The organism is Armatimonas sp. (genome assembly GCF_043757465.1).
In the GTDB taxonomy this organism is placed as follows: Bacteria; Armatimonadota; Armatimonadia; order Armatimonadales; family Armatimonadaceae; genus Armatimonas.
Genome location: NZ_JAYVPL010000147.1, coordinates 76,926 through 100,359, shown reverse-complemented (window position 1 = coordinate 100,359; position 23,434 = coordinate 76,926). Strand labels below are relative to the sequence as shown.

Here is a 23,434-nt window from a genome sequence, read left to right as displayed (position 1 = left end):
GAGTCGTTTTGAAGCTGCAATTTCGTTGCTTGACCCTGTACCTAGACCCGAAAAAGCCCCCGTAAAGGTACCGGCTTTATGAAATCGTCCGTACAGTTATAAAGAAGAGCCACTTGACTTGTAGCCAGTCGATGTCGGTTTGGAAGAAGCGTTGTACGCTTCTGTAGCTTGCTCCTTTGTCTGCCCATATTGCGATGCTGAGTTGGTTAATGCGTGCTGGCATCACCAGGATGGCTTGGACGATGCGAGCCAGTTGTCGAATCGTTGTTTTGGAGAGGGCGGGTTGTAGGCACAGTAGGAGCGATAGAATGTTGGGCATGGGCATTGGGAGAAGAGTTGCTGTTTAGTCGCTTCAACTGTACTTCCAAAGCCCTATTTTGTTTTTTAGATCTCCGATATCCAGGCGGCCGCTATCCCGGAGAAGTCAACCGTTTTTGGCGAAGGTATTGGAGGATACATAGTATATTTCACCATTATAAGTATCCGCTCTTATTGATTCGACATGATATCTACTTCCATTTACTATTTTGTCTTTAAACCAATTATCGAATTCGAGCCATTCTTTTAATGAAACACTCTCTTTATGTGGCGCTAAGTTGCCTTTATCTGTAGGCTTTTTTCTTTTTATTATATAAAAATTATCATTCATAGCGAGGAACTTGCTTCGTATTTCTATATTTGTATTTTTTTCTGTTTGAAACATTGCAAGTGGGACTCCGTAATTACTAATATCTGTAGTTCCATTAATTAGAAAATAATAAGAATACTTTATATCTCTGTAGAAATTTAATTGAAGAAACTCACTCCAAACTTCACATATAATAGGGATTATTTTTTGTGTGTCTTTGTGTGGTATGTAAGATTGGACTTCTTTACCTGGAATAGGAGAAAATATAAATGTACGCGGATGTAAAACTAATTGACGTATATTAGGCATCATGAACCAGAAGTTTATTAGTATGACTAGTATAGGTGAAATCAGAAATCTAACTGTCTTATTTTTAATTGGAAGTATCTTCCCATAGTTTATATATAAATGGTCAGCCAGGTATGAAATAATAATGCACCACCCAACAACTGAAGGCGTAAAATATCTATCTAGAAAAATACTAGTCCCACCTATTGTCGATACTATAAATCCAGAAAGGATAGGAAATGTAGCTAGGATAAAACCAAGCAATAATAAATTGTCTTTTTCAGATTCTATAATTACTTTCTTTTTTAAAATACGTGATGCAGATAAAAATAAAATTAAAGTAATCAAGACAAAAAACATTTTTTTCTGTGTGAAAATTTGTGCATATAGGTCATTTATTCCAGGAACTGGAATCCAAGATTTAAAATTAAATTCATGAATGTTAACTAGTGTTGGATTTAGCCATATTGTAAAAAAAACAATCCAACTCAAAAGTACGGAACAATAAAACATAATATCAAATGCTTTTATTTGGATTAAAAATCGATCATTGCCAACACAACGTTTAAAATCAATAATAAATTTAGTCAGTACGAAACTAAAAACATATAAAGATCCAGTACTATGGGTAAATAATATCAACAAGCAGCAGATAAATACTGTTAGATAATATAGCCGTGTGTTTTTTTTGTTTTTATGGCCTTTGTTGAAAACATGAAGCATTAATGCTATCGAAAAGACATACAGCCCATACATTCTAGCTTGCCACATCTGATTTACTATGGGATAAGAAAGGAATACTATAGAGACTCCTAATATTGAGCTTATGCTGGAGAATTTAAGTCGTAGTGTATTCCAAATCAGAAACATTGATAATAATATGTATGTGAATGTATGGATGCGTAAAATAAAAACACTGACTTCGGAAATATAGCAAATAAAATACGAAATAATAAAGTAAAGCGGAGGTACGAACTCTAATTTTCGATTATAATTAAGCATATGACGAAGCGACGTTGATTGCATTTCATGATATGTCAAGACTTCATCACCCCAGAAAAAACATGTATGGTATTTCAAAACAAATACATACACTAAAAATATCCCTAATAGTAAAGGCGCTATAAATATCCTATTTTTATCATTCGGAGAAAAAAACATCACTTACTCTCATACTTCCTATAATCCTGACGTTTGTCTGGACAGTTTTTGAACTACGAGATTGTAACATTTTCTTTCTGGATCGGCAAGGTGATTTTCGCCATATGCAAAGGCAGCGATGGCGCACCACGCACCAGGTGACCACCGCTTCGAAGAGGGGAACCGGGTGCACAGGGCATGTGATTCTTCCTGGTGAGAGTCATACAGGTCTTTCCTCGATAGAGAACTTCGCCCATCAGGAGACTGATGAAGTCAACAGAATAGTTGAAAAATGCGGTGAGGCTCGCCTCGGCGATAATGTTATGCAACAAAGCCGCTAGAAGAAATATTACACCGACACTACATTGTTATAAACTCTGATATGTAGTAATGGTAGTCTCGAATGGGTAGAAAAGAAGAACTATCTCTACCGCTAAGGATGAGGAATACAAAAATTAACAATATGAAGAAAATTTGAGGGACGAGCAGTAATATAGAAATTAATGCCAAGTTTATATATTGATATATGTGTAGTCCAAGTATATGATTTAATAAATAAAGCGTAATTATAGTAATTATAAGAGCTGAAGACGCTATGGATAACGCCAATAATAGTCTTACTCCTATTTTATCTCCATAAACAGACATAGCGCTTAGACCATGGATAATAAGTGATGTGAAATTCATTTGTGATTTACCATCTAGACGATGTGCCCTGATGGTATGTACTGTATCAATAGGAAGTCGTGCTTTAAATACAGATGCTGCATAGTGATTCCAGAGATCAGATACGATAACGATACGAGTTACTTGTTTCTTTGGAATTATGCTGAAATTTCCAACGCGTACTTTTTGTCCCGTTAAAATTAAGTGTAATGATTTATAAAGAGAATAAAATACTTTAAATGTTACATTTTCACTACGTTTAGAGCGTTCTGCGAAAATGATTTTCTCATTATTATTTTGTCTACAACTCGCAACCAATAGTGGTATGTCTGTTGCGGAATCTTCACCATCACCATCCATAATTAAAATTGATTCTGCTTCTAAATTATCTTCAATATAACAAAGGCCTATCGCGATTGCCCTCTGATGGCCTAAATTTCGCCTGAGGTTTAAGATTGAGATAGATTTAATGTTTTGGAAATTATTTGAAGATAAATCATCTGGTTGTTTTTCTGTTGATCCATCGTTAATTAGAAGTATATGCAGAGGATGTAATATTTTTGGGCATATTTCGTCAATTTTGTTACATAATAAATTGACTGATGTCCAATCGTTATAGATAGGCATCATTATGATGATATCATTAGAATTACCGTGCATTAATTTCTAAACTCTTTTTGTAGCAGAGGCTGATGTGAATCTTTCTGAACATCAAGTGGTTTTATACGAGGTTGGAAATTCCCTGTTTGGCGCTGGAGGATTGCAATTAGGCTAACCCCGTGCCCAAAACTTGGTATCGGATTTGTATGCATGAGTTGTTTTTTGAGTTGATTAAACTCGCCTGAAAAGAGAATTGTTAGTGCTCTATTTACAAAATCCAGTGGCATAGAGAAGTCAGTCGAATTCTCTCCCCAACTCTTATTTCTAATTTTACTGATTGTTCTTAAGCAACGGACGATTGGATACAGTCGAGAGTTATAGTAAGATGCTAAAACTTCTTTAACGGGTAAGCCATCCCAAGATGCCCTCAGTCGTGATATATCATAACGTCTGAAATGTCCAAATGCGACATCATGATTACTCCATAGATTCATATCAGCGGGTACTGTTATCAAAAAGTATGCCCCAGGTTTACTCACTGAAATTAAACTGGATAGAAATAAGAAGTCATCATCGATATGCTCCATTACATCTGTAATAATAAATATATCTGCACTTTTAGCTAGATCTCCTAGATCCTCAGGAGCAAAACCACATATGAAATTCACACTTGGAAAGCGTTTTGTAGCATGTTTTATTGCCAATTTTGAAGTATCAATTCCGATACAATTATATTGCTTTGCTAAACAGGCAATATTTGCTCCTGTTCCGCATCCGATATCGATAATTGTTGTTGTTTTATTTGGTATAAGTAGCGTATTAACGATATTGCTTAATATTTTTCTTCGGCCAACAAACCACCAGTGTTTCTCTTCGATATCTGCATGGATTGAAAATTGTTCTTCTTGCATAACTATATTAGGCTTTCAGCTAACTCTGTATTTCTTTCTAAAAAGGATATTGATTTATAGCTAATCTCCCCTCATTAATAATAAGGGGAGATTAGCTATCATATGGATTGTTTATCACGCTAGATAGTTTAGTGCAACTCTCTCACGTAGATATTCTTGAAGAAGATCGGGTTTCCGTGGTGCTGGAGCTCGATCTGGCCGGTGGGGAAGATGGGGATCTTGCGGTCCCAGTAGTTCTCCAGTACCACGTTCTGCACAATTAGCTTGCCGTTCAGATAGATCGTCACGCGCTCCCCGACCATGAGAATGCGAAACTCGTTCCACTCCCCAACGGGGTTGTCCGCGACTTGCGTGGGCTTACTGGGATTCTTCTGGTTGTTGTAGAGCCCACCTGAGCCGACTTGTGCGCCGACATTGGTCAGCGCCATGTCCCAGATCTGCACCTGGGGCGAGCCACGTAAATAAATCCCTGAGTCGCCGCCGGGGCCGATCTTCCAGCTCACGAGTAGCTCGAAGTTTTTGTAGTCTTTGGCGGTGCAGAGGCTGTCGTTCTTGCCGTCGTAGCAGACCACGCCCTCTTTGGCACTCCAGTGCTCGAGTGCTTTCTCAGTGGCGGTCTTCTCCGCAGTGACGAGCTCGACGGGGGCCATCTTGGCCCGGGTGAGTGGGTTGCCGACCAAGCCCTTCCAGCCCGTGAGATCCTTACCATTAAAGAGCGCGATGAAGCCTTTCGGGGCCGTGTTGTCCATGCTGGGCTTGCTGGTGTCTTTAATCTCGATATTGCGAAACTCCACCAGCGAGCCGTGGCCCAGAAAGCCGATGTGGCCCTTCTCGCGCAGCATGCCGGGATGGCCCGCCAGTATCGCCGGATCCGTGATCCTGTTCAGATCACAGTCCACGGTCTTCTTGCCATTCACGATCACCTGGATCCGGCGGCCCGTGGCGATAATCTCCTCTTTGTTCCACTCGCCCGTGGGCTTGAGCGCACCCCGCTTGGCCGCACAGACTTTGTAGATCGAGCCATGGTACTGACCGGGCTCTAGCTTTGCGTACATCGGGGCAGGGTCATCGAGGACTTGAACCTCCATCCCCACATAGGCTGCATCGCCCTGGAGTGGGGCACGAATCCCGATGCCATTGTTGCCGCCGGGGGAGAGCTTGAACTCAAACTTCATGTGGAAGTCGGAGAACTCCTTCTCGGTGTAGAGGTTGCCACCACCATCAGCGGGGCAGGTCAAAACGCCGTTATTGGGGACGTAGCCCGGGCCGTGGCCACCGATAAGCTGCCAGCCCTTGAGGCTGGTGCCATCAAAGGCCTTCTCAAATTTTTGTGCCAGGGCCGAGGGCACCACCAACACGAGCGCGGCAAGCGCGGCAAGAAGCTTTACTTTCATGGCGCACTATTCGCGCTTGACCTGGCAAAAACCTTTGCGCCTTTAATATTGCGGCGGTAACATTGTGAAAGGATTCACAAACATGAAACGCAAACCACCTCTCAAAGCTCTACTCTTCACTCTCGCCGGGGTTTGGACCGCAGCGGGCCTAGGGATCTACGCGCTCACACGCCTTGACCGCCAGCAAAATATCACCATGCTCTTGCCACGTAGCAAGGCACCCGTCTTTGTGCTCTCCGACCAGGTCGGGCGGGTTCACAATCTGGCGGACTACGACAAGCGCTCGATTGCTCTGGTTTTTCTGCCCGGCGTCAGCGACGAAGTGCGGGCCGAGCTACGCTCGCTCAAAAATGAGATGAAGCGCTTCGATAAGATCGGGGTGAAGGTCTTTGCCATCGCGCCTATTGAGAAAGCCGTTGCGCTTGCGCTTTATGAGAGTGAGAAGCTTAACTTCCCCATTTTATTAGATGCGGGCGGCTTGATTGGGCAGAAATTTGGCGTCGCGCCGGGGCGGCCCTATATTTCGTATGTGCTGGGGCCAGAGAGCAAAGTTCTTCTACCGCTCGCCACGGTGCAGCCAAAAGAGCACGGCACACAGCTTGTCGAGCTGGCGGCTTGCTTTTTTGATACGTTCGCGTCGGGTAGTAATCCCCTGCTGGATAAACCCATCGCCGATGCGACACTTCGCCGGGCAGACGGTGCAGGCTCCGAAACGCTCTACGGCGATAAGAAGCAAAAGGCCACCGTGGTACTCTTTCTTTCGTCGCGCTGCCCGTGTTCTGGTGGCTACGACACACGTAATCAAGCCCTCGCTGCTGCGTATACGTCGAAGGGTGTGCGCTTTGTCGCGGTCAACTCCAGCGCGGACGAAACCAACGCCGAGATCACGGATCATGCCAAAACGCATGGCTTCGCGTTTCCCATTCTGCGTGATGTGGACCATAAAATCGCCGATGCACTCAATGCGCAAGTGACGCCAGAAGCCTTCGTGATGGATTCAAACGGCGTGCTGCGCTACCACGGGCGCATTGATGACAGTCGCGACGAGAAAGCGATTCTCTCGCACGATCTGCGCAACGCACTCGACTTTCTGCTCGCAGGCCAGAACCCCACAGTCAAGTCCACCACACCGTTTGGCTGCTCCATTGTGCGGCACGCCAGCAGCCAGTAACAGAAGCGCGGTATAGTAGGTTTGCCAAGGGAGGCTACTTACAATGGAATCGCAAACACGTCGTGGATTTCTGGCGGATGTCGGTAAGGGAATGCTGGTGGCAAGTGTGGGAGTCCCGCTCGCCGCTGAGCTGGGGATTGCCCCCGCTCGCGCAGAGACCGAACACGAGGGCGATACCAATGCACTAACATTCGGGCGATTGGAGCCGCTCGTCTCGCTTCTGCAAGAGAACTCCGCCGAGAAGATGCTCCCGCTTGTGGTGAATCGCCTCGCGCAAGGAACATCGCTTCGAGAGCTGGTCTCCGCTGCCGCGCTTGCCAATGCCCGGACATTTGGTGGCGAGGACTATGTCGGCTACCACGCCTTCATGGCGCTGTTGCCCGCCTACCAGATGACCGCCGAGCTCCCCGCCGCCCGCCGTGCGCTGCCGGTGCTCAAAGTTATCTACCGGAGCACCAGCCAGATTCAGGCTAAGGGCGGACGGAGCGCGGAAGTGCTCCACCCTGTGCCTGCATTGCCGCTGGACACGCGCGTGACGCTGCGTGAGGCGATGCGCCGTCAGGACTTGGACAAGGCCGAGACACTCTTTGCGGGGCTCGTGGCACAATCTCCCCACGCTGCATTTAATGCACTCCAGACACTGGTTCAGGACGAGGTGGATGTGCACCGTGTGGTGCTAGCGTATCGGGCGTGGGATCTGCTGGGCCTGACGGGGAAAGAGCATGCGCACACCACCCTGCGGCAGTCGGTGCACTACTGTGTCAGTGCGGAGAAACAGCGGGTTGCCCAGGGCCGGCCTGAGCCCGCGATCCGCAGCATCCTCCCGAAAGTTCTGGACGCGCATAAGCTGGTGGGCCGCTCACCGGGTACTCGCACTGCTGACGATGCCTGGGTACGGGCTTTCTGCAACACGCTCCTCGCCTCCACGCCCGCGCAGGCTGCCGATGCTGTGGGAGGGGCGCTCGCGGAGGGCTTTGGCCTCAGTGCGATTGGCGAGGCGCTCTCGCTGGCGGCTACCCAGCAAGTGCTCCGCGATCCAGGCCGGACGCAAGCCTTTCCCGGCAAACCGATTGGCAGTGTCCACGGCGATTCCTACGGTGTCCATGCCTCGGACTCGATGAACGCCTGGCGCAATATCGCCGCCGTCAGCTCCCACGAGAACGCCGTGGCCGGGCTGATTGTGGCGGGCTACCACCTACAAGCGCCGACGGGGCGTGACTGGAAAAATTTGCCCGCCTATCCCTTTGTTGAGGAAAAGGCGCAGGTCACCACCACCGACCCAGCAGCACTTTTATGCGAGCTCGACGGTGCGATTCGGGAGAACAACCAAGCCCACGCCGCTGCGCTGATGGAACACTACGGCGCACTAGGCCATTCCGAATCCCGCGTCTTCCCACTTCTGCTCAACTACGCGATCAGCGAGGATGGTACTCTCCACGCCGAAAAGTACTATCGCACGGTCTCAGAGGAGTTCCGTCGTACCCGAAAAGCGCACCGCTGGGATCACTTAGTCGCCTTGGCTCGGGTGACTGCCAGCGAGTTTGGCAAGCGTGCCGACGGTTACGAGCAAGCCTGCGGCTTGCTGCGGATTTAGTCGCCTTGGAGAGACCGCCCCGATGAACCGGGGCGTCTTATTGTCCTCGTGCCTCGGACACAAAGGCCACTTCGGGCCATACCGAGTTTACTCGGTGCTCGGCATGGGCGGGACGCCCTTCGTGTCGCGAAGCGACAAAAAGACGCTCCCGTTTATGGGGGCGAGACTCAGAGAGATTACGAGCGATACAATAGAGCCCTATGGCCCTAACCCTTCCCGTCGCCACCCACGAGCGCCTTGAGCATCTTGAGCGCCCTCGGCTTCCCCGCAATGCGATCGAGTCCATCGAAACGGGCAGCATCGCCCAGGACGCTGGGCTTCTGGTGGGGGACGTGGTGCTCTCCGTCAATGGCCACCCGCTCACCGATGTGGTGGACTGGCGCTTCTACTCCGCCGCCGAGGAAGTGAGCTTGGCCGTGAAGCGGGGCGACGAGCTACTCACACTGAAAATCGAGAAAGGCTTCGATGCACCTGTCGGGATTACGTTTGCGGAGGACTTATTTGACCGGATGCATATCTGTAAGAACAAGTGCGTCTTCTGCTTTCTCTACCAACAGCCCAAGGGCCTGCGCCCGAGCCTCTACATCAAAGACGATGACTTCCGGCTCTCATTTCTACACAGCAACTATGTCACGCTCACCAACTTAAAGCCTGGCGAATTAGAGCGCATCTGTGAGCAGCGCCTCTCACCGCTCTATGTCTCGGTTCACGCCACCGACCCCGAGGCGCGTGGCAAGATCCTAGGTCGTCGTGGCCCGGAGCCGATCCGGGAGATTCTGCAGAAGCTTGTTGAGGCGCGGATTCAGATTCATGCGCAAGTGGTGCTTGTGCCGCACTACAACGACGGCGAGATCTTCTTTGAGACCATCACGGACCTGGCCAATCTTCATCCCAAGAAGCGCGGGGAGTTTGGTGGCGTGATCTCGGTGGCGGTTGTCCCGATTGGCATCACGCAGTTCCGTGAGCGCCTCGCGCCCGTCGAAACCTGGAACGGTGAGCAGAAAGCCTGGTGGGTAGGGCAAGTCGAGCCGCTCCGAAGCTGGTACTTAAAAGAGCTGGGCACGCGCTTTGTCTATCTGTCCGACGAGTTCTATCTCGGCGGCGGCCTCCCGATCCCGTCGCGCTCCCAGTACGAGGGTTTTCCACAGCTCGAAGACGGTGTCGGGCTGGTGCGGCTGTTTCTGGACGAGTGCGAGAAGCTCAAGCGTGATCTCCCCAAGCGTGCGCCGCGCCCGAGACGCGTCACGTTTGCCACCGGAGAGATCGCCGGGCCGCTCCTGACGCAGCTCGCGGAGATTTTTAATAAAGTCGAAGGGCTACAGATCAATGTCTGCGCGATCCACAACACGTTCTTCGAGGGAAATATCAATATCGCCGGCCTGATTGTCGGGCGAGATTTAGTAAATGCGCTCAAAGCCTTCCCGAATCTGGGCGACGAAATCCTCATTCCTAACGTCATGCTCCGCGACGGCACCGAGTTCTTTCTGGATGAAATGACCCTCACACAAGTCAACGAAGAAGTCGGACGCCCCGTGGTCGCCGTAGACCGCACCCCCGCCGCCGCCGCCGCGTTTTTGCTTGCCGTCTGAAGTGCCCGTCGGATAAAATGACGGCATGTCCCTCACAGAGCTACGCCCTGCCATTCACTTGCTCCCGCGTCCTGAAAAGCTCCTGCTAGTTCAAGAGCTTCTGGAGGAGCTTGACCAACAAGACGAACTTGCTCGATTGGGTATTTTCCCGCACAAGGAGTATCCGATCTGGTCGCCCACGGAGAACTATGACGTGGCGGCAGTTCTTCAAGAGGTTTTGGAAGCCGACAAGAAATCCAGGTCATGTTACACTGATGTATCAAGGGCAAAGCATCACAGCGGCGGGAATGTTGGACAGCGGGGCAGCGATCAGTGTACTTCCCCATTCGGCAGGGCTGGCACTTGGGCTGGTGTGGGAAGACTCGCATCGGCCTCTGACCCTCTCCGGCAACCTATCCTCCGTTCCGGCCAGAGGGGTCGTCCTTGTGGCAACGGTCGCCCACTTTCCACCTGTTCAGCTTGCCTTTGCCTGGGCACAGACGGATCAGGTTCCACTTCTTCTGGGACAGATGAATTTCTTCAAGGAGTTCAATGTCTGCTTCTTCCGCTCCCAGTCGGTTTTTGAGATCGCCCCGGCACAGGAAGAAACGACATGAACGAAGAAGTTGGACGCCCCGATGAATTTGCCCCGATTGATTATTGTCTGTGGTCTGCGGGAAGGGGCTAATCTGTGGCACAATGAGCACAGAATGCAGACACAGAAAACACCACTTCCTGCCAGTGTGCTCCAGGCACTTGAGGCGGGCAATACCCTCGAAGCTATCAAGCGCCTTCATAGGGAGACGAGCCTCGGGCTGAAAGAGTCTAAGGATGCCATTGATGCCTACACACACGGCACGGGCAGCGTCCCGACAGCAAGGTCTACCCCCCTCTCCGCCCCGCCCCCCCCCTCCGTCCTGCCTGCGAGTGTGATGGAGGCGCTACAACAGGGAAACAAGATCCAGGCGATTCGACTCTTGCGCGAGGCAACGGGGCTTGGTCTGAAGGAAGCCAAGGAAGCAGTCGAGCTAGGGCACATCCCCGCCACAACAGCCTCCCACGACACGCCACGCTCTGGGAGCCCCGTCTGGGTTATCGTCTGCGCCGTCCTTGCCCTCGCGCTTGCCTACTACTTCCTGCGCGGCCCAAAGTCGCTGATCCCTTAGTGACGACGTGTGCGAAACAACCCCGAGATTAATTTTATGCTGAAGAATTTAACGAAAAACGGTCTCTACTACGAGTACACGAAAGCCGCCGATCCGATTGGATCGGGCGCGATCTCGAAAATTCCGTATGCCGAGTTCAGTAGTGCGCTCCACGAGGCCGGTGGCACGCAGCTCATCCCGCTCGATGTGAGCGAGAAACTCGGCTGTGAAGGCCCCGCGACCAGCCCGGCGCTCTGTGCCAACTTCGTGCATATCCTGCCCAGCGAAAGCCTCACGGTAAGTTTCAACGCGACCTCGCAGCTCTACTACGTCATCCGAGGCAAGGGCCGTACGGAGTTCGATGGCCTGGAGATTCCCTGGAAGACCGGCGACTTTGTGGTTCTGCCAACGGGAAAAGAGACGCGCCACTTCGCGGAGACCGACTCCGCGTTCTATCTCGTCCACGATGAGCCGCTGCTTCGGTATTTAGGGGCAAAGGCCGACACGCAGCGCTTCAAGCCCACTCTCTACACCTCCGAAGACTCTCTCAAAGCTCTGGATAGAGCCAAGAGTGAAGGCGATGCCATCAACCGGAGCCGCATCAGCGTCCTGCTTGTCAACAAAGAACTAAATCAAACACTCACGGTAACACACACGCTTTGGGCGATGCTCGGGGTGCTTCCTCTAAATGCCGTACAGCTACCGCACCGACACGAGTCCGTGGCGCTGGATTTGATCCTCGATTGTGACCCTGGTTGCTACACGCTGGTCGGGACGAAGATCAACGATAAAGGCGAGATCCTCGACCCCGTGAAGGTGGACTGGAAGCCGTTCTCGTCGTTTATTACCCCACCGGGCTACTGGCACGCGCACTTCAATGAATCCCCTCGCGAAGCACACTTAATCCCCATGCAAGACGCCGGGCTGCAAACGTATCTACGGACACTTGGTATCAAGTTCGTCCTCCCTGGCGGGAGAATGCCCTCGCTCTAAATAGCAGCATTAGAAAACGCGGTAAAATGTTACATGATTGCACCGATCTTCCTCGCTCCATTTCTGCTCGCTCCCGCACCGCTGCGTTGCGTGATCTTTGGCGGCGGGCCGTCACCTGAGTACAACCAGGTGGCTATCGAGAGCAATGTGCGCTATGTCTACGGGCTCTTGCCGACGCAGGTAAGCTCCACGATTCTCTTTGCCGATGGCCAGACCGACACACCCATTGTGCAGTTTCTCGCCACCAAGACCGAGGCGCAGAAGTCTCTTCGGACGCTCTTTGGGGATGGCCCCCGCCCCGCAAAAGGCGCCCCGTTTTTGCAGTACCGCAAGAGCGACGTGCCCCGCCGCGATGGAGCAAGTACGTCTGATACCGTCACGGGCATCTTTGAGAAGCTAGCAGGTGAGGGGGATAAAGCGCCCCTCATGCTCTACTTCACCGGTCATGGCTCGCCGGGGCGGCAGTCCTACGACAACAACCGCTACGATCTCTGGGGCAATAGCGCACTGACCACCACGGCCCTTGCCGGACATTTAGAGAAGCTGCCTGCAAAGCGCCCGGTGACGGTCGTGATGGTGCAGTGTTTCTCCGGCGCGTTTGGGAACCTCCTCTTTGCTGGTGGCCTGCCTGAGGGCGAGCTGACAAACCATCCCCTCTGTGGTTTTTTTGCGACGGTGAAAGAGCGTGAGGCGGCAGGCTGCACGCCCGAGGTCGAGGAGGAGGAGTACCACGACTTTACCAGCTACTTCTTCGCGGCACTCACGGGAAAAGACCGCTTGGGGCGTAAGTCGGTTCAGCCGGACTACAACAAAGATGGCAAGGTTGGGATGGACGAGGCCTTCGCCTGGACCCAGATCAACGAGGAGTCCATTGATGTGCCCGTCGTGACCAGCGATGTCTTTCTGCGGCGCTTCGTGCCCATCGAGACCGATGAGGAGATCACGGCGATTTCCTGGGACGAGCTCAAGAAAGCCGCTACTCCTGCACAACGCGCAGCGCTGGAGGGGCTGAGTGAGAAACTGGGGCCGACAGCCCAAGGGGAAGACCGGGTGAAAGTCGCCTACGAGCGCTTCCGAAAGCGCGTCGCACGGGATATGAAACCTAGCAGCTCGGGTGGGATTCGTTTGGAGCCAGATGTTCAGAAGCGCTATGCTGCCGCCCGTCAGGATCTCAACCAGCGCTTCCCTAGCCTGGGTAATCGTCGTGCTACTTCGGAGGAGTGGAAAGAGGCCGTTGCTCAGGCCAATACCTACCTTGAGGAGCGCCCGACACAGCTCGCCGATCTCGCACAGGTTCGGCTTGCGGTGGAAGAGGCGAGCAAGGGGGGGTATGCCAAAGACATTGAGGATGCCCGCTGGTTTCGGTTTGTGCGAATCGCTAAGTCGGTCGTACTGGAGATGCGCCTGCGCAAGTCTGGTGATAAAGTGCGCCTCAAGCAGCTAGAGGCGCTCCGTAAGCTTGAATCTCAGAACCCGCTCTCCGTCCGTTAAAACGAGCGGAATATGATAAAATAACTCCTTGGTGGGCGTGCCGCGAACCGTGGTGCGCCCAAACTTTGTGTCAGGATACATAAAACACGATGGAACGAACCTATATCATGGTCAAGCCCGATGGTGTCCAGCGCCGTCTGGTCGGAGAGATCATTGGTCGCTTTGAGAACCGGGGCCTGAAGCTTGTCGGGCTCAAGCAGCTTGTCCCGAGCCGCGCCACGGCGGAGGCGCACTACGCTGTTCATGCCGCGCGTCCTTTCTTTGGTGAGCTGGTTGATTTTGTCACCAGTGGCCCCGTGGTCGCGATGGTCTGGGAAGGCTCCGATGCGATCCAGCTCTGCCGCAATATGATTGGGGCCACCAAGCCCGTCAATGCGACGTCCGGTACGATCCGTGGCGACTACACGTCGGATATGATGTTGAATCTGATTCACGGCTCCGATGCCCCCGAGACCGCCGCTGATGAGATCGCACTCTGGTTCAAGCCGGAGGAGCTGCTGTAGTTCTCTCTTAGAACTCGGGGGTATTCCCCGGGACACTCCCCCGGGGCACTCCCCCGGGGCACTCCCCCGGGGCACTCCCCCGGGGCACTCCCCCGGCTTCGTTCGTGCCTCACTTCGCCACCCCCTCTCCCTCTTTTTCCGACTTTGTCGGGAGGAGAGGGGGTAAGAATGGGAGGAGAGGGGTAAGAAATAGAAAGACCTCCTCAGGCTCCCCCTTCCTTCCCGCCGACGAAGTCGGAAATACGGGGAAGGAAGGGGGCTGGGGGGATGGATGCCTACCCATGCGCCTCTCTGACTTTGACTACAATCTGCCTGAGGAGCGCATTGCGCAGATCCCGCTGGAGCCGCGAGATTCCTCGCGGCTCCTTTGCGTGGATCGGGCAAGTGGCGTACGGGAGCACCGGATATTTCGCGAGCTGCCGGAGCTGCTTCGCTCTGGCGATTTATTGGTGCTCAATGAGACACGCGTCTCGGCGCTACGGCTCTTTGGCGAGCGGCCTGGCACCGGTGGACAGATCGAAGTTTTTATACTTCGTCCCGCCATTGAGCACGGCGACTCTGTTTTTGAGGCACTGGTGCGGCCCGGCAAGAAGCTGCTTCCGGGGCAGCGCGTGCAGTTTCCTGAGGTTGACCTAGAGGCGGAGGCGCTGGCAACGCTGGACAATGGCGGGCGACTGCTGCGTTTTCTCGGGGAGGATGTCCTAGAGAAACTCGTTGCCATTGGGCGCGTGCCACTGCCGCCCTATATCACGGCACCACTGACAAACAAAGAGCGCTACCAGACGGTCTATGCGAAAACGCCCGGCTCGGCGGCGGCTCCTACGGCGGGGCTACACTTCACGCCTGAGCTCTTAGAAAAACTCCAGGCACAGGGCGTAGAGATCGCACGGCTGCGGCTGGATGTGGGGATTGGGACGTTTCGGCCCATCAAGACCGAGAATATCGCCGAGCATGTTATGCACACGGAGACCTATGCTGTCTCGGAAGCCACGGCGATGGCGGTGAATCAGTGCAGTGGGCGCGTGATCGCGGTGGGAACCACGGCGCTCCGGGCGCTGGAGTCGGCGGGGCGGCTGGCGGACGGACAAGGGAGTGGAGAGCGTGTGGTGGCAGTGGAAGGGGAGACGGGGATCTTCATCACGCCGGGCTATGCCTTTGGCGCTGTGGACGGCCTCATCACCAATTTTCACCAGCCGCGCTCCTCGTTGCTCTTACTCGTGGCGGCGTTTATGGGCTATGCCAGTATGCGAAGCGCGTATGAAGAAGCGCTTGGAAAAGGCTACCGATTTTTAAGTTTTGGGGATGCAATGCTTGCGGTATAATGCGAGACACACATGCCTGGCCTTGACGAGTTTTACCGCTACATTGAGCGCAAGGAGAAGGAAGCCGATGAGCCTGCCTCTCCTGAGCGCCCCCCCGTTCCCGAACCTGGCACGATAGAAAATGTCCGCTACGTCGTGCGTGGTGGCATCACGATTGCTGTCCCGCTCGATGCGCCCGATACTTTCCTGCTGACTGCGGAATCTTTTACTACTGAGGCAGCGCAGATCACGTTGCCGCTGGATCTCCTCTCGGGGAAAGAATCTACTGTTCCACGGGTTATGGTGCGGCCCACCTTCAAGATTCCTAACCCGAAGCAGGCGACGGAGCAGCTTCTCATCCCGCTTCTGCCACCACAGCATCCGACGACTGATGCAGAGGGGGCGGATCTCTGGGAAGGGCTGCCGCGCCATGTCCAGATCCTCGCCTCGATGGCTCCCGAGACTGTTCCCCCGTCGCGAACCTTTGAGGAGACGCGTGAGCAGCTTATTATCCGCCTGCTCGACCCGATTCTGACACTGGAGGAGACGGCCAAGCTGCTGGATGTCTGTCCCGCGACCGTGCGGCGCTATGCCAACCGGGGGAACCTGACCCACCATAGAACACTGGGGCAGCAGCGGCGCTTCAAGCTCTCCGATGTCATGACGTTTCTAGACAAGCGTGCCGCCAAACAACAAGCACGTCTGCTGTGAGGCTTGTTTCTCCGTGAGGCTTGTTTCTCGTGAGAGCGGACGAGTGCTCGCCACCGATGCTCGCTGGCTGGGAGGGTTCTGGGCACGTGGGCGTGGCTGGCTCGCCCGCCCACCCGCTCCCACGGTCGCTCTGGGAATCCCCCTAACTGAAGGCGAGCGTCTGCACACGATAGGGATGCGTTTCGCGCTCACCATCGCCTACTGTGATAGCCACGACTGCGTACTTTGCGTGCTCACTCTCCCGCCGTTTCGAATCGCACCGCGCGTGCCTGGAGCCGCGGTGGCCTGGGAGCTTGTCGCAGGAGGGCTGGAGGGCGTCGCCGTGGGAGAAATGCTCGCGTGCGACTAAGCCTACCGATTCTTGGGGCCGCTGCACCACGCTATTTAATCGCTCTTGGGGACACGCTCCACACTCCCGAGCCCCGTCCCGGCCTACGGATAATCCCGCTCGCCCGCCCCGATGCCACGATTGCCGCCGTGCGCTACGTCCAGATTCCCCAGTGGAAAGAAATGGGAGTCAAAGCCGCCCACATCCAACTCTCCATCGGCTACGCCGATCTCATGGCAACCCTGGGCGACGAGACTTTTGCCGCCACCGCCTACCTGCGTTTTACCGAGCACGCGCAGGTTATCGCCGCCGAGCTTGAGGTGCTTTGTGAGCCAGGAGCTGAGATTAGTGTCGTTGCCCTCATGGGCTTCGAGGGCTGGAATTGGAGGGAGCGCTTCCAGGCAGCGCTTTCAGGTATCATCCGGCCATGATGCGTGATGAGACAGAGAACTGGCGGGTCGTTGAGGCGGCGACGGGGCGGGGCTTGCGCTGGAGAGACTTAGCCGGGCGGTTGGCCCAGGCCAGTGCGATCTTTGTGGGGGAGCAGCACGACGATCCCGAGACGCATAAGCTGGAGGCAAGGCTCTTTGCCGAGGTTCATAAGAGAGTCGGGCCGAAGTTAGCACTGGCGATGGAGATGATCGAGCGCGACGGGCAGCCCGGCCTTGACGACTATCTCACGGGCAAGATTGATGAAGCGGCGTTCGCAAAAGCCGTCATGCTCTGGAAAACCTACCCGACGGACTACCGAGCGATGGTGGAGTACGCCAAGGCCAATAAGCTCGCGGTGTTTGGCTCCAATGCGCCCGCGAAGTTCGTCCGCCTTGTTGGGCAGAAGGGCCTCGCGGGGCTGGAGAGCCTCACGCCTGCGGAAAAGATACTGATCGCCGCCGCGATCACGGCCCCCATGGGAGACACCTACCAGAGGAAGTTCTTCGCCACCATGACGGGAATGGGGGCCAGCCACGGCCCCGCCATGGATGCGTCCCGGCTCCGGGGAATCTACGAAGCGCAGTGCCTGCGTGACGACACGATGGCGGAGACGATTGTTCAGGCATTGGATAAGGGTCACGTGGTCTACCATGTCAATGGCAGCTTCCACTCCGACGGTGGCATGGGCACGGCGGCGCGCACCCTCTTTAAGCGCCCGCTGGGAACGAAGCTCGCGATTGTTAAAGCGATTCCCGTTCCCGATGTCCGCACCGCCGACCCGTCTGCGTTTAAGACCGAAGCCGACTGGCTCGTCCTCGTGCCCGCACCCCGAAAATAACGCTCCCCAAAGTAAAGAAGGCGAGTGTTCCTGGTTCCGGTGCAAGGCCACTGACGACATCAGGGGCTCCTGCTTTGGGCTGGCCGTTATTGGGATCGAGGCCGTGGCGCTCGTACTGCTCCTTGTTTTCCAGCACGACAGCACCCGAGAGCGGGGTGATGAGGCGGCGGCGGGCGGCGGCTTTGGCGAGGGCATCTTGATCGTAGCCGGTGTACCAGGCCCGGAGCACGCGGCTTGTGGCCGCGAGGCGTGCCCAGTCGGTCTGGCTGTCGGCATCGGTGCTTGGCGCGAGATAGATTCCTCCGAGTGCCGGTTCCCGGCCACCCAGGGGAATAGATCTCGCATCCGTGGTGCTTTGTGCCGCTTGTGCGGCACGCTGAACCGCCCCGGCCCAGTCGGTGCCCTCCTGTGTGTGGATGCGCTTGTCGGTGGAGAGTGCGTCCATCACGACATCTTGACCGGGGGTGACCAACAGGCCCACCAGCGACGGCGTATTTTTGTGCAGGCTTCGCACTTCGAGGAGTGGCTGAGGACTCACGGCCTCCTGGGGCACCGGGCCGTGTAGCCAGAGAATCGCGGTGGGGTGCGCGGTGTTTTCTGTTTGGCTCAGGCGCTTGAGAGCGGGCACGGCGTCCACCCCACCCACGAAACGCCGGGAATTGAGGAACGTCTCCGTCACTTGCGCCGCGTCTGTCCAGGCGCTCTCCTCGCCTTTTGCAAGGCGTGTGTCCACAAACTTCACGCGTGAGCCCGTGGGCAGCGAGTTCAGTGCCGCAGTCAGCTTGGTGATCTCTATTTTCGCTCCCACACTCGCCGACGAGTCCACGGCGACGATCACATCGGTGGGTAAAATCGTGGGGGTGGCTTTCTGTACCAGCCCGGCAGGCAGTGCAAGCGTCTCGACGGCCAGCACCTCGCCGCTCCAGGGCTTGTCATTGACGCGTGTTGTCTCCGCCGTGGTCTTCGGTTGCTCGAAGTTGATGTCGGTGAGCTGCGCGGGAACCAGCTTGCCGCCAAGCGCCGTCTGCGTCACTTGCAGCCGGATCTGCATGGTCTTTTTCGGGAGCACGGGGAAGCACTGAATCAGCACCCGTCTTGGATCGGTGCAGGTGACAAGCAGGGGGTCGCGGCGCTGCACGACCGCCACTTCCTGGTACGCGGCTCGTACCTGGGCCTTGCCGCCAAACGCCGCCGGGCGCTGCTCGCCGTTGATCCAGAGCCAGGCATCACTGACCACGGCACCCTCGGGAAGCGTGATGGTCGCACGCGCCTCCTGGGATTCGTCGGTGGTGTTCTCAAAGGCCAGTGTCCAGTGTGTCTGCGCGGTTTGTGTCTTGGGGGAGTAGCGTACGGTTCGTTCGGACAGGGCCAGCCGCAGCCCGGTGATCGTCGCGCCCACCCGCTCGCCTCCGGTCTCCTCAAGGCGCATCTGGTCGTTCTGATCCAGCAGGCTCTTCTGAATGGGCGGTGTGGGCGCTTTGCTAAACGGAGTCCCGGTCATCAGAAAGTAGACCTTGCGAGCATCGTCTTGGGAGTCCCAGCGCCGCCCGAAGATCTCGCTGCCAAAGACGCCGCCGCTGGCAAGAAATGTCGCGTAGGTCGGTGGGCGACGGAAGGCCAGCACGCGCAGATCGTACTCCGCACCAAAGGCTCGCAGCAGTGCCAGAGACTTCTCGCGTGCCCCGTCGCTCTTTGTGCTCACCGCTTGGTGCACGTGGTAGCCAATCACTGCCGGGCGCAGCAGAAAGACCACAAATGCCCCGGTGAGGGCGAGCCAGTAGATCCGCCGTGAGCGCGCCAGGCTGTCCGTCAGGTGCTTGAGCGCCGCCATCTGGCAGAGCAGAACGATGCTCGCCACAAACGGTGCGTAGGCCAGAAACCCGTAGAGCCAGAGCTGAAGCGATTCCGTGAGTTTCGGGTTGTACTTCGCTCCCGTGAGGCTCCCAAAAGTCATGAGTGGCCCCGCGATCAAGCCTCCCCAAGCCACGCAGTAGATCGGCCACATCATGAGATGCAGCAGGCAGGCAAAGCAAAGTGCCACCGCGCCCAGTGCCCGGCCCCAGCGCGCCCGCTCCGCACTCTCGACCACCAGGGAGCGCGTCAGAATCCACTCCAGCACAAGCGGGGCAAGTGTTAGGGTTAGCACGCCTAGCAGGCTGAAGAAGTCCGATGCCACATCAAAGAGTGTCGCCGCCAGGGGGTGGGTCAGGCGCTCCGTGATCAGCGCCGCGAGCATCAGAAAGCTGGAGAGTGCGGCCCAGCCCCGCCGTGTGCCAAAAAGCGTTTTCATAATTACTCTTTCGGACAAAGTGAACTGATTTAGGAAGGCACGGGATTATTTTTTCCGTCGGCTCACTGTGGTAGAATCCAGCCCTTGGCGACCGCCTCGGTGATCCAGCCGCGTGCTACTTCCCAGACCGCCGGGGCACCCTCGCCAATGGGGGAGTTACGCTCGGTCACCTGCACTGCCGTAATCCTATGCTCCGTCCAGCTCCCGCCCTGATTTTTATAGTTGGGGAGCATCCCGCAGAGCCGATCCACAGCGGCGGCGAACTTCGCCTCGGGAGTCAGCTGCGCCTCAAACTCGTCCCAGAGTGTGCGGTACTCGGCTGCCTGATCCAAAGGCAGGAGCCCGAAGATGCGCTCGGCAGCGGCCTGTTCCCGCTCGGCCTTGTCGGCCATCGCAGCACTGTCATACACAAAGCTATCGCCCGCATCTATCTCCACAAGATCATGGATCAAGGCAATCTTGAGAACACGGAGCACATCAATTTGCTCGGTTGCATGTTCGGCAAGCGTGAGGGCCATCAAGGCGAAGTGCCAGGAGTGCTCCGCCGTGTTCTCTTTGCGGTCGCTACCGATTAGTGACGTGCGCCGCAGCACCCGCTTGAGCTGGTCGGCTTCCACGAGAAAGGCGAGCTGTTGGATGAGGCGTTCGGAGAGCATGAGCTCAGTATAACTAAAAAATCCAAGAATCTTAGTCATTCTAGTAATTCTAGGGATTTCTGCCGATAATTAGAGAACAATGCCTTACGATCCTGGCTTGAATGTACCCGAAGCGCTCCCTACAAAAGTAAGCTCTGACGACGTTGTGGTCAACTCCGCAGCGCTGACACGGCCACTGGTGCTCTCCAGCCCGCGTGAAGAGCCGTCGCGCCGAGAGCACACGCCCCCCGCGACTTCCCCGAGTGGGCTGAGCTCCTACGACGAAGCCCTTGCCGCCGTCTTTTCCCACGCGGGGCTTGCGGAAGACGAGCAACCGGATCCTTCGGAGTGCGCCACCGCTTCACCGCCTTCGTCGGCACGCCACAGTCCGGATGATGTTGTGGCTTTTCTCTCTTCACTGCCGGGGCATCTTTCCCAGGACTCTCGCTACCGGTGTATGGAGGAGGAGCTCCAGCAGCGCTCTGAGAGTGATCCCGCAGAGCTGGTGGGGGATGCAGCCGCCCAGCTTGTCCAGCTTCGCCAGGAGCTGAATCGGCACACCAGTGAGTATAGTGAGTCTATTCAGGCCACCCGCTGGCGCATTGAGTTCCTGGAAGCGGAGCTTGCCCAGATGCATGAGCAGCTTGCCGAACGGGAGCAAGAAGGACGTGAGCATCGTCAGGAGCTACTGACAAAAGTAGACGAAATGACCGGGGTGATTGTCTTCTTCGATGGCTTCCAGTCGTATGTGCTCCAGCGCTCGGGTTATGTGCTCCAGCGCTCGGGTGAGGAAGAAAAGAGCGCACCTACCTTCCTGGACGATGCGGCAGCAATGCGCCTCCTCGATCAGCGTAAAGCCGCCTGAGCTAGCCTGCCCAGAGCTCTTTGATACCGCCAATCATAAACTCCACCGCAACCGCGACCACGATCAGGCCCATCACACGGGTCATGATATTGAGCCCCGTTTTTCCCATCGCCTTTCCCATCGGGTCCGCGAGGCGCAGGCAGAGCCAGGCAACAAAGCAGACCACCGCAATCACGCCTGTCACCCAGAGGATATGGGGAAAGAACGGGCCCTTTTGCGCCAGCAAGATCACCGAGCCAATCGCGCCCGGCCCCGCGAGCTGAGGTAGTGCCATCGGCACAATCGCGATATCGTCGCGGTGCTCGGCTTCCTCCGCTTCTTCAGGGGTTTGACGGGAGCGGCTGGGCTGGGCATTGATCATCTCTAGGCCCATAAAAAGAAAGAGAATTCCTCCGGCGGCCTTGAAGCTCGCCAGACTGATCCCAAAGAGCTCCAGAAGGAGCTTGCCAATAAGCGCACTGATGAGTAGGATCAAAAAGACAGCCACAATCGCGCGGCGGGCCGTGTGGTTGCGCTGCGCCGTGTTCTGGTTGTGGGTGAGTGAGAGAAAGAGAGGCGCGGCTCCCAGAGGCTCGACCACCACGATCAGCGATACGATTGTCTTGAGCAGCGTGGTGGGGTCCATAACACCCAGAAGTATACCGTGTCGAGGTACACTGCCAGAGTGACACTCCGTCGTGCGCTTCTTCTCCTTCTCCCCGCACTTCTGCTGCTGGGTGCCCTTGGGCAGCGCTGGTTGAAAACACACCAGGAGGATGAGCAAGCCGCTACGGAGGCGCGGCAGCTTATCCTACGCCAGTTTCGAAAGGAGCTCGAAGGGGATGCCTATGCCTCCGCGCAGAAGTTTGTCCGCAGTCAGCTCCTGTCAAAGCAAATCGCTCCGACGGCGCAGCTTCGCGCCCTGACACTGACGCATCTTAAGCCGCATCGCTATAAAGTGCGGGGGGAAGTGGAGTGGACGGATGGTGAAAGCAAGTTGGTGCGCCGACGGGTCGAGGCGGATCTGCAGCATGGCCCCATGGATAAGAACTGGTACTTGCTAGACACGGAGTTTTTAGCCGCGAATCCGTGAATATTTCGGTATAATTGGTCATCTGCCCGAGTAAGGTGTGCTTATGATGGCCCGTCATCTGTTTACTCTTATAGAACTCTTAGTCGTGATCGCTATTATCGCGATTCTTGCTGCTATTCTCTTCCCTGTTTTTACCCAAGCCCGGGAGAAGGCCCGCCAGGCGGCGTGTCTCTCCAATGTTCGGCAGCTCTCGACGGCTGTGATGATGTATGTACAAGACTATGATGAGCAGTACCCGATGACGGCTAACTACAACACGGGGGCGCTCACACCGACAATATGGTCCGAGATGATCCAGCCGTATGTGAAAAACGACGGCATCTTCAAGTGCCCCCGTGCCGTCCTACCTGGCTACCCGACCGACTGGGCGGCGCGCGGCTACGCCTCTATCGGGATGAACGCCCAGCTTGCCTACCGCGATCCCAGCACGGCTGCCAATGCCACCGAGGCGTTTACCAGCACACTAGGGCTGGCCGCCGTGGACGAGCCCGCACGGCTGGCGCTCTTCACCGATACCCCGAACTCGCCGTTTGGCAGTGGGAGCATCGGGCGCTACCGGGGGCACAACTTCGATCCCTGCGTCCCTACGGCGAAGGTCAATGTTACGGATGTTCGTCTGAGCACCCCGCTGATCTCGGACAATGACCTGGTGGCGACTAATCCGGCGATGGGGGCGGGCGTTCTCAAGCCGGTCTATGCACGCCACCAGCGCACCGGCCAGGGCCAGGGACTTGCGATGGTGCTCCACGGTGACGGTCACGTGAAAGCCTACTCCGCCAATGGGATGCTGTCCCAGGACAAGGGCGCGAACCTCATCTGGCGCGTGCGTGGCGTCTGTCCTTAGCTGGCACGCTCCGGCCTTAGCTAGCA

At 55.4% G+C, this 23,434-nt stretch carries 23 protein-coding genes; 16 read left to right on the top strand and 7 right to left on the bottom strand.

What is annotated here, in order from left to right; translation table 11 throughout:
- Positions 1-424 precede the first annotated feature (424 nt).
- The 4 genes from ACH2ED_RS20790 to ACH2ED_RS20775 all read right to left on the bottom strand — a co-directional run bounded on the left by ACH2ED_RS20790 (position 425) and on the right by ACH2ED_RS20775 (position 5,627).
- Positions 425-1,687, bottom strand: coding sequence for a hypothetical protein (locus ACH2ED_RS20790; RefSeq protein ID WP_395094645.1), 1,263 nt, complete (start codon positions 1,685-1,687; stop codon positions 425-427).
- Between the two features lie 729 nt (positions 1,688-2,416).
- Positions 2,417-3,352, bottom strand: coding sequence for a glycosyltransferase (locus ACH2ED_RS20785; RefSeq protein WP_395094644.1), 936 nt, complete (start codon positions 3,350-3,352; stop codon positions 2,417-2,419).
- Between the two features lie 29 nt (positions 3,353-3,381).
- Entirely contained in the window at positions 3,382-4,233 is an 852-nt protein-coding gene (locus ACH2ED_RS20780) for a class I SAM-dependent methyltransferase (RefSeq protein ID WP_395094643.1), read from the bottom strand.
- A gap of 128 nt (positions 4,234-4,361) precedes the next feature.
- Positions 4,362-5,627, bottom strand: a complete 1,266-nt coding sequence (locus ACH2ED_RS20775; protein ID WP_395094642.1) for a DUF1080 domain-containing protein — start codon at positions 5,625-5,627, stop codon at positions 4,362-4,364.
- 82 nt (positions 5,628-5,709) lie between these two features.
- On the opposite strand from ACH2ED_RS20775, the gene ACH2ED_RS20770 reads away from it, so the two are divergent.
- The 13 genes from ACH2ED_RS20770 to ACH2ED_RS20710 all read left to right on the top strand — a co-directional run bounded on the left by ACH2ED_RS20770 (position 5,710) and on the right by ACH2ED_RS20710 (position 17,702).
- A complete protein-coding gene (locus ACH2ED_RS20770) occupies positions 5,710-6,798 on the top strand; it encodes a redoxin domain-containing protein (RefSeq protein ID WP_395094641.1) in 1,089 nt (362 codons plus the stop codon).
- Positions 6,799-6,841: 43 nt separating this feature from the next.
- Complete coding sequence (locus ACH2ED_RS20765) at positions 6,842-8,392, top strand: hypothetical protein (RefSeq protein ID WP_395094640.1); 1,551 nt, start codon at positions 6,842-6,844, stop codon at positions 8,390-8,392.
- A 200-nt stretch (positions 8,393-8,592) separates the two neighbouring features.
- Positions 8,593-9,981, top strand: a complete 1,389-nt coding sequence (locus ACH2ED_RS20760; protein ID WP_395094639.1) for a DUF512 domain-containing protein — start codon at positions 8,593-8,595, stop codon at positions 9,979-9,981.
- Positions 9,982-10,235: 254 nt separating this feature from the next.
- On the top strand, positions 10,236-10,577 hold the full coding sequence (locus ACH2ED_RS20755; protein ID WP_395094638.1) for a hypothetical protein: 342 nt from the start codon (positions 10,236-10,238) through the stop codon (positions 10,575-10,577).
- Between the two features lie 93 nt (positions 10,578-10,670).
- A complete protein-coding gene (locus ACH2ED_RS20750; protein WP_395094637.1) occupies positions 10,671-11,126 on the top strand; it encodes a ribosomal protein L7/L12 in 456 nt (151 codons plus the stop codon).
- A gap of 36 nt (positions 11,127-11,162) precedes the next feature.
- The gene (locus ACH2ED_RS20745; RefSeq protein ID WP_395094636.1) at positions 11,163-12,098 is read left to right on the top strand and encodes a cupin; all 936 of its coding nucleotides are present in this window, start codon (positions 11,163-11,165) and stop codon (positions 12,096-12,098) included.
- A 33-nt stretch (positions 12,099-12,131) separates the two neighbouring features.
- Positions 12,132-13,589, top strand: a complete 1,458-nt coding sequence (locus tag ACH2ED_RS20740; protein WP_395094635.1) for a hypothetical protein — start codon at positions 12,132-12,134, stop codon at positions 13,587-13,589.
- Positions 13,590-13,678: 89 nt separating this feature from the next.
- The gene (ndk, locus tag ACH2ED_RS20735; protein ID WP_395094634.1) at positions 13,679-14,092 is read left to right on the top strand and encodes a nucleoside-diphosphate kinase; all 414 of its coding nucleotides are present in this window, start codon (positions 13,679-13,681) and stop codon (positions 14,090-14,092) included.
- Between the two features lie 281 nt (positions 14,093-14,373).
- The gene (gene queA / locus ACH2ED_RS20730) at positions 14,374-15,414 is read left to right on the top strand and encodes a tRNA preQ1(34) S-adenosylmethionine ribosyltransferase-isomerase QueA (protein WP_395094633.1); all 1,041 of its coding nucleotides are present in this window, start codon (positions 14,374-14,376) and stop codon (positions 15,412-15,414) included.
- Between the two features lie 12 nt (positions 15,415-15,426).
- A complete protein-coding gene (locus ACH2ED_RS20725; RefSeq protein WP_395094632.1) occupies positions 15,427-16,104 on the top strand; it encodes a helix-turn-helix domain-containing protein in 678 nt (225 codons plus the stop codon).
- 13 nt (positions 16,105-16,117) lie between these two features.
- Positions 16,118-16,453 carry a hypothetical protein gene (locus tag ACH2ED_RS20720; RefSeq protein WP_395094631.1) on the top strand — a complete coding sequence of 112 codons (336 nt, stop codon included), beginning with the start codon at positions 16,118-16,120 and terminating at the stop codon, positions 16,451-16,453.
- Positions 16,444-16,863 carry a hypothetical protein gene (locus tag ACH2ED_RS20715; RefSeq protein ID WP_395094630.1) on the top strand — a complete coding sequence of 140 codons (420 nt, stop codon included), beginning with the start codon at positions 16,444-16,446 and terminating at the stop codon, positions 16,861-16,863. Before ACH2ED_RS20720 ends, ACH2ED_RS20715 begins: the two co-directional genes overlap by 10 nt.
- The gene (locus ACH2ED_RS20710) at positions 16,860-17,702 is read left to right on the top strand and encodes a ChaN family lipoprotein (RefSeq protein WP_395094629.1); all 843 of its coding nucleotides are present in this window, start codon (positions 16,860-16,862) and stop codon (positions 17,700-17,702) included. Before ACH2ED_RS20715 ends, ACH2ED_RS20710 begins: the two co-directional genes overlap by 4 nt.
- Here ACH2ED_RS20710 and ACH2ED_RS20705 read toward each other — a convergent pair.
- Entirely contained in the window at positions 17,653-19,992 is a 2,340-nt protein-coding gene (locus ACH2ED_RS20705; RefSeq protein ID WP_395094628.1) for a VIT domain-containing protein, read from the bottom strand. The genes ACH2ED_RS20710 and ACH2ED_RS20705 overlap by 50 nt on opposite strands.
- Before the next feature lie 62 nt (positions 19,993-20,054).
- A complete protein-coding gene (locus ACH2ED_RS20700) occupies positions 20,055-20,687 on the bottom strand; it encodes an HD family hydrolase (protein ID WP_395094627.1) in 633 nt (210 codons plus the stop codon).
- Positions 20,688-20,727: 40 nt separating this feature from the next.
- Between ACH2ED_RS20700 and ACH2ED_RS20695 the strand changes: the two genes are divergently transcribed.
- Entirely contained in the window at positions 20,728-21,492 is a 765-nt protein-coding gene (locus ACH2ED_RS20695; protein ID WP_395094626.1) for a hypothetical protein, read from the top strand.
- Position 21,493: 1 nt separating this feature from the next.
- Here the strand turns inward: ACH2ED_RS20695 and ACH2ED_RS20690 are convergent, their stop codons facing one another.
- Positions 21,494-22,117 (bottom strand): MarC family protein, encoded by a 624-nt coding sequence (locus ACH2ED_RS20690; RefSeq protein WP_395094625.1) that lies wholly within the window; start codon positions 22,115-22,117, stop codon positions 21,494-21,496.
- Positions 22,118-22,156: 39 nt separating this feature from the next.
- On the opposite strand from ACH2ED_RS20690, the gene ACH2ED_RS20685 reads away from it, so the two are divergent.
- Positions 22,157-22,564 carry a hypothetical protein gene (locus ACH2ED_RS20685; RefSeq protein ID WP_395094624.1) on the top strand — a complete coding sequence of 136 codons (408 nt, stop codon included), beginning with the start codon at positions 22,157-22,159 and terminating at the stop codon, positions 22,562-22,564.
- Between the two features lie 43 nt (positions 22,565-22,607).
- The gene (locus tag ACH2ED_RS20680) at positions 22,608-23,408 is read left to right on the top strand and encodes a DUF1559 domain-containing protein (protein WP_395094623.1); all 801 of its coding nucleotides are present in this window, start codon (positions 22,608-22,610) and stop codon (positions 23,406-23,408) included.
- The last annotated feature ends 26 nt before the right edge of the window (positions 23,409-23,434 follow it).

Excerpts from the sequence above, each read along its gene's own strand:
- ACH2ED_RS20790 (WP_395094645.1), bottom strand. The coding sequence starts at position 1,687 with ATGTGGCAAGCTAGAATGTATGGGCTGTATGTCTTTTCGATAGCATTA.
- ACH2ED_RS20785 (WP_395094644.1), bottom strand. The coding sequence starts at position 3,352 with ATGATGCCTATCTATAACGATTGGACATCAGTCAATTTATTATGTAAC.
- ACH2ED_RS20780 (WP_395094643.1), bottom strand. The coding sequence starts at position 4,233 with ATGCAAGAAGAACAATTTTCAATCCATGCAGATATCGAAGAGAAACAC.
- ACH2ED_RS20775 (WP_395094642.1), bottom strand. The coding sequence starts at position 5,627 with ATGAAAGTAAAGCTTCTTGCCGCGCTTGCCGCGCTCGTGTTGGTGGTG.
- ACH2ED_RS20770 (WP_395094641.1), top strand. The coding sequence starts at position 5,710 with ATGAAACGCAAACCACCTCTCAAAGCTCTACTCTTCACTCTCGCCGGG.
- ACH2ED_RS20765 (WP_395094640.1), top strand. The coding sequence starts at position 6,842 with ATGGAATCGCAAACACGTCGTGGATTTCTGGCGGATGTCGGTAAGGGA.
- ACH2ED_RS20760 (WP_395094639.1), top strand. The coding sequence starts at position 8,593 with ATGGCCCTAACCCTTCCCGTCGCCACCCACGAGCGCCTTGAGCATCTT.
- ACH2ED_RS20755 (WP_395094638.1), top strand. The coding sequence starts at position 10,236 with ATGTATCAAGGGCAAAGCATCACAGCGGCGGGAATGTTGGACAGCGGG.
- ACH2ED_RS20750 (WP_395094637.1), top strand. The coding sequence starts at position 10,671 with ATGCAGACACAGAAAACACCACTTCCTGCCAGTGTGCTCCAGGCACTT.
- ACH2ED_RS20745 (WP_395094636.1), top strand. The coding sequence starts at position 11,163 with ATGCTGAAGAATTTAACGAAAAACGGTCTCTACTACGAGTACACGAAA.
- ACH2ED_RS20740 (WP_395094635.1), top strand. The coding sequence starts at position 12,132 with ATGATTGCACCGATCTTCCTCGCTCCATTTCTGCTCGCTCCCGCACCG.
- ndk (WP_395094634.1), top strand. The coding sequence starts at position 13,679 with ATGGAACGAACCTATATCATGGTCAAGCCCGATGGTGTCCAGCGCCGT.
- queA (WP_395094633.1), top strand. The coding sequence starts at position 14,374 with ATGCGCCTCTCTGACTTTGACTACAATCTGCCTGAGGAGCGCATTGCG.
- ACH2ED_RS20725 (WP_395094632.1), top strand. The coding sequence starts at position 15,427 with ATGCCTGGCCTTGACGAGTTTTACCGCTACATTGAGCGCAAGGAGAAG.
- ACH2ED_RS20710 (WP_395094629.1), top strand. The coding sequence starts at position 16,860 with ATGATGCGTGATGAGACAGAGAACTGGCGGGTCGTTGAGGCGGCGACG.
- ACH2ED_RS20705 (WP_395094628.1), bottom strand. The coding sequence starts at position 19,992 with ATGAAAACGCTTTTTGGCACACGGCGGGGCTGGGCCGCACTCTCCAGC.
- ACH2ED_RS20700 (WP_395094627.1), bottom strand. The coding sequence starts at position 20,687 with ATGACTAAGATTCTTGGATTTTTTAGTTATACTGAGCTCATGCTCTCC.
- ACH2ED_RS20695 (WP_395094626.1), top strand. The coding sequence starts at position 20,728 with ATGCCTTACGATCCTGGCTTGAATGTACCCGAAGCGCTCCCTACAAAA.
- ACH2ED_RS20690 (WP_395094625.1), bottom strand. The coding sequence starts at position 22,117 with ATGGACCCCACCACGCTGCTCAAGACAATCGTATCGCTGATCGTGGTG.
- ACH2ED_RS20680 (WP_395094623.1), top strand. The coding sequence starts at position 22,608 with ATGATGGCCCGTCATCTGTTTACTCTTATAGAACTCTTAGTCGTGATC.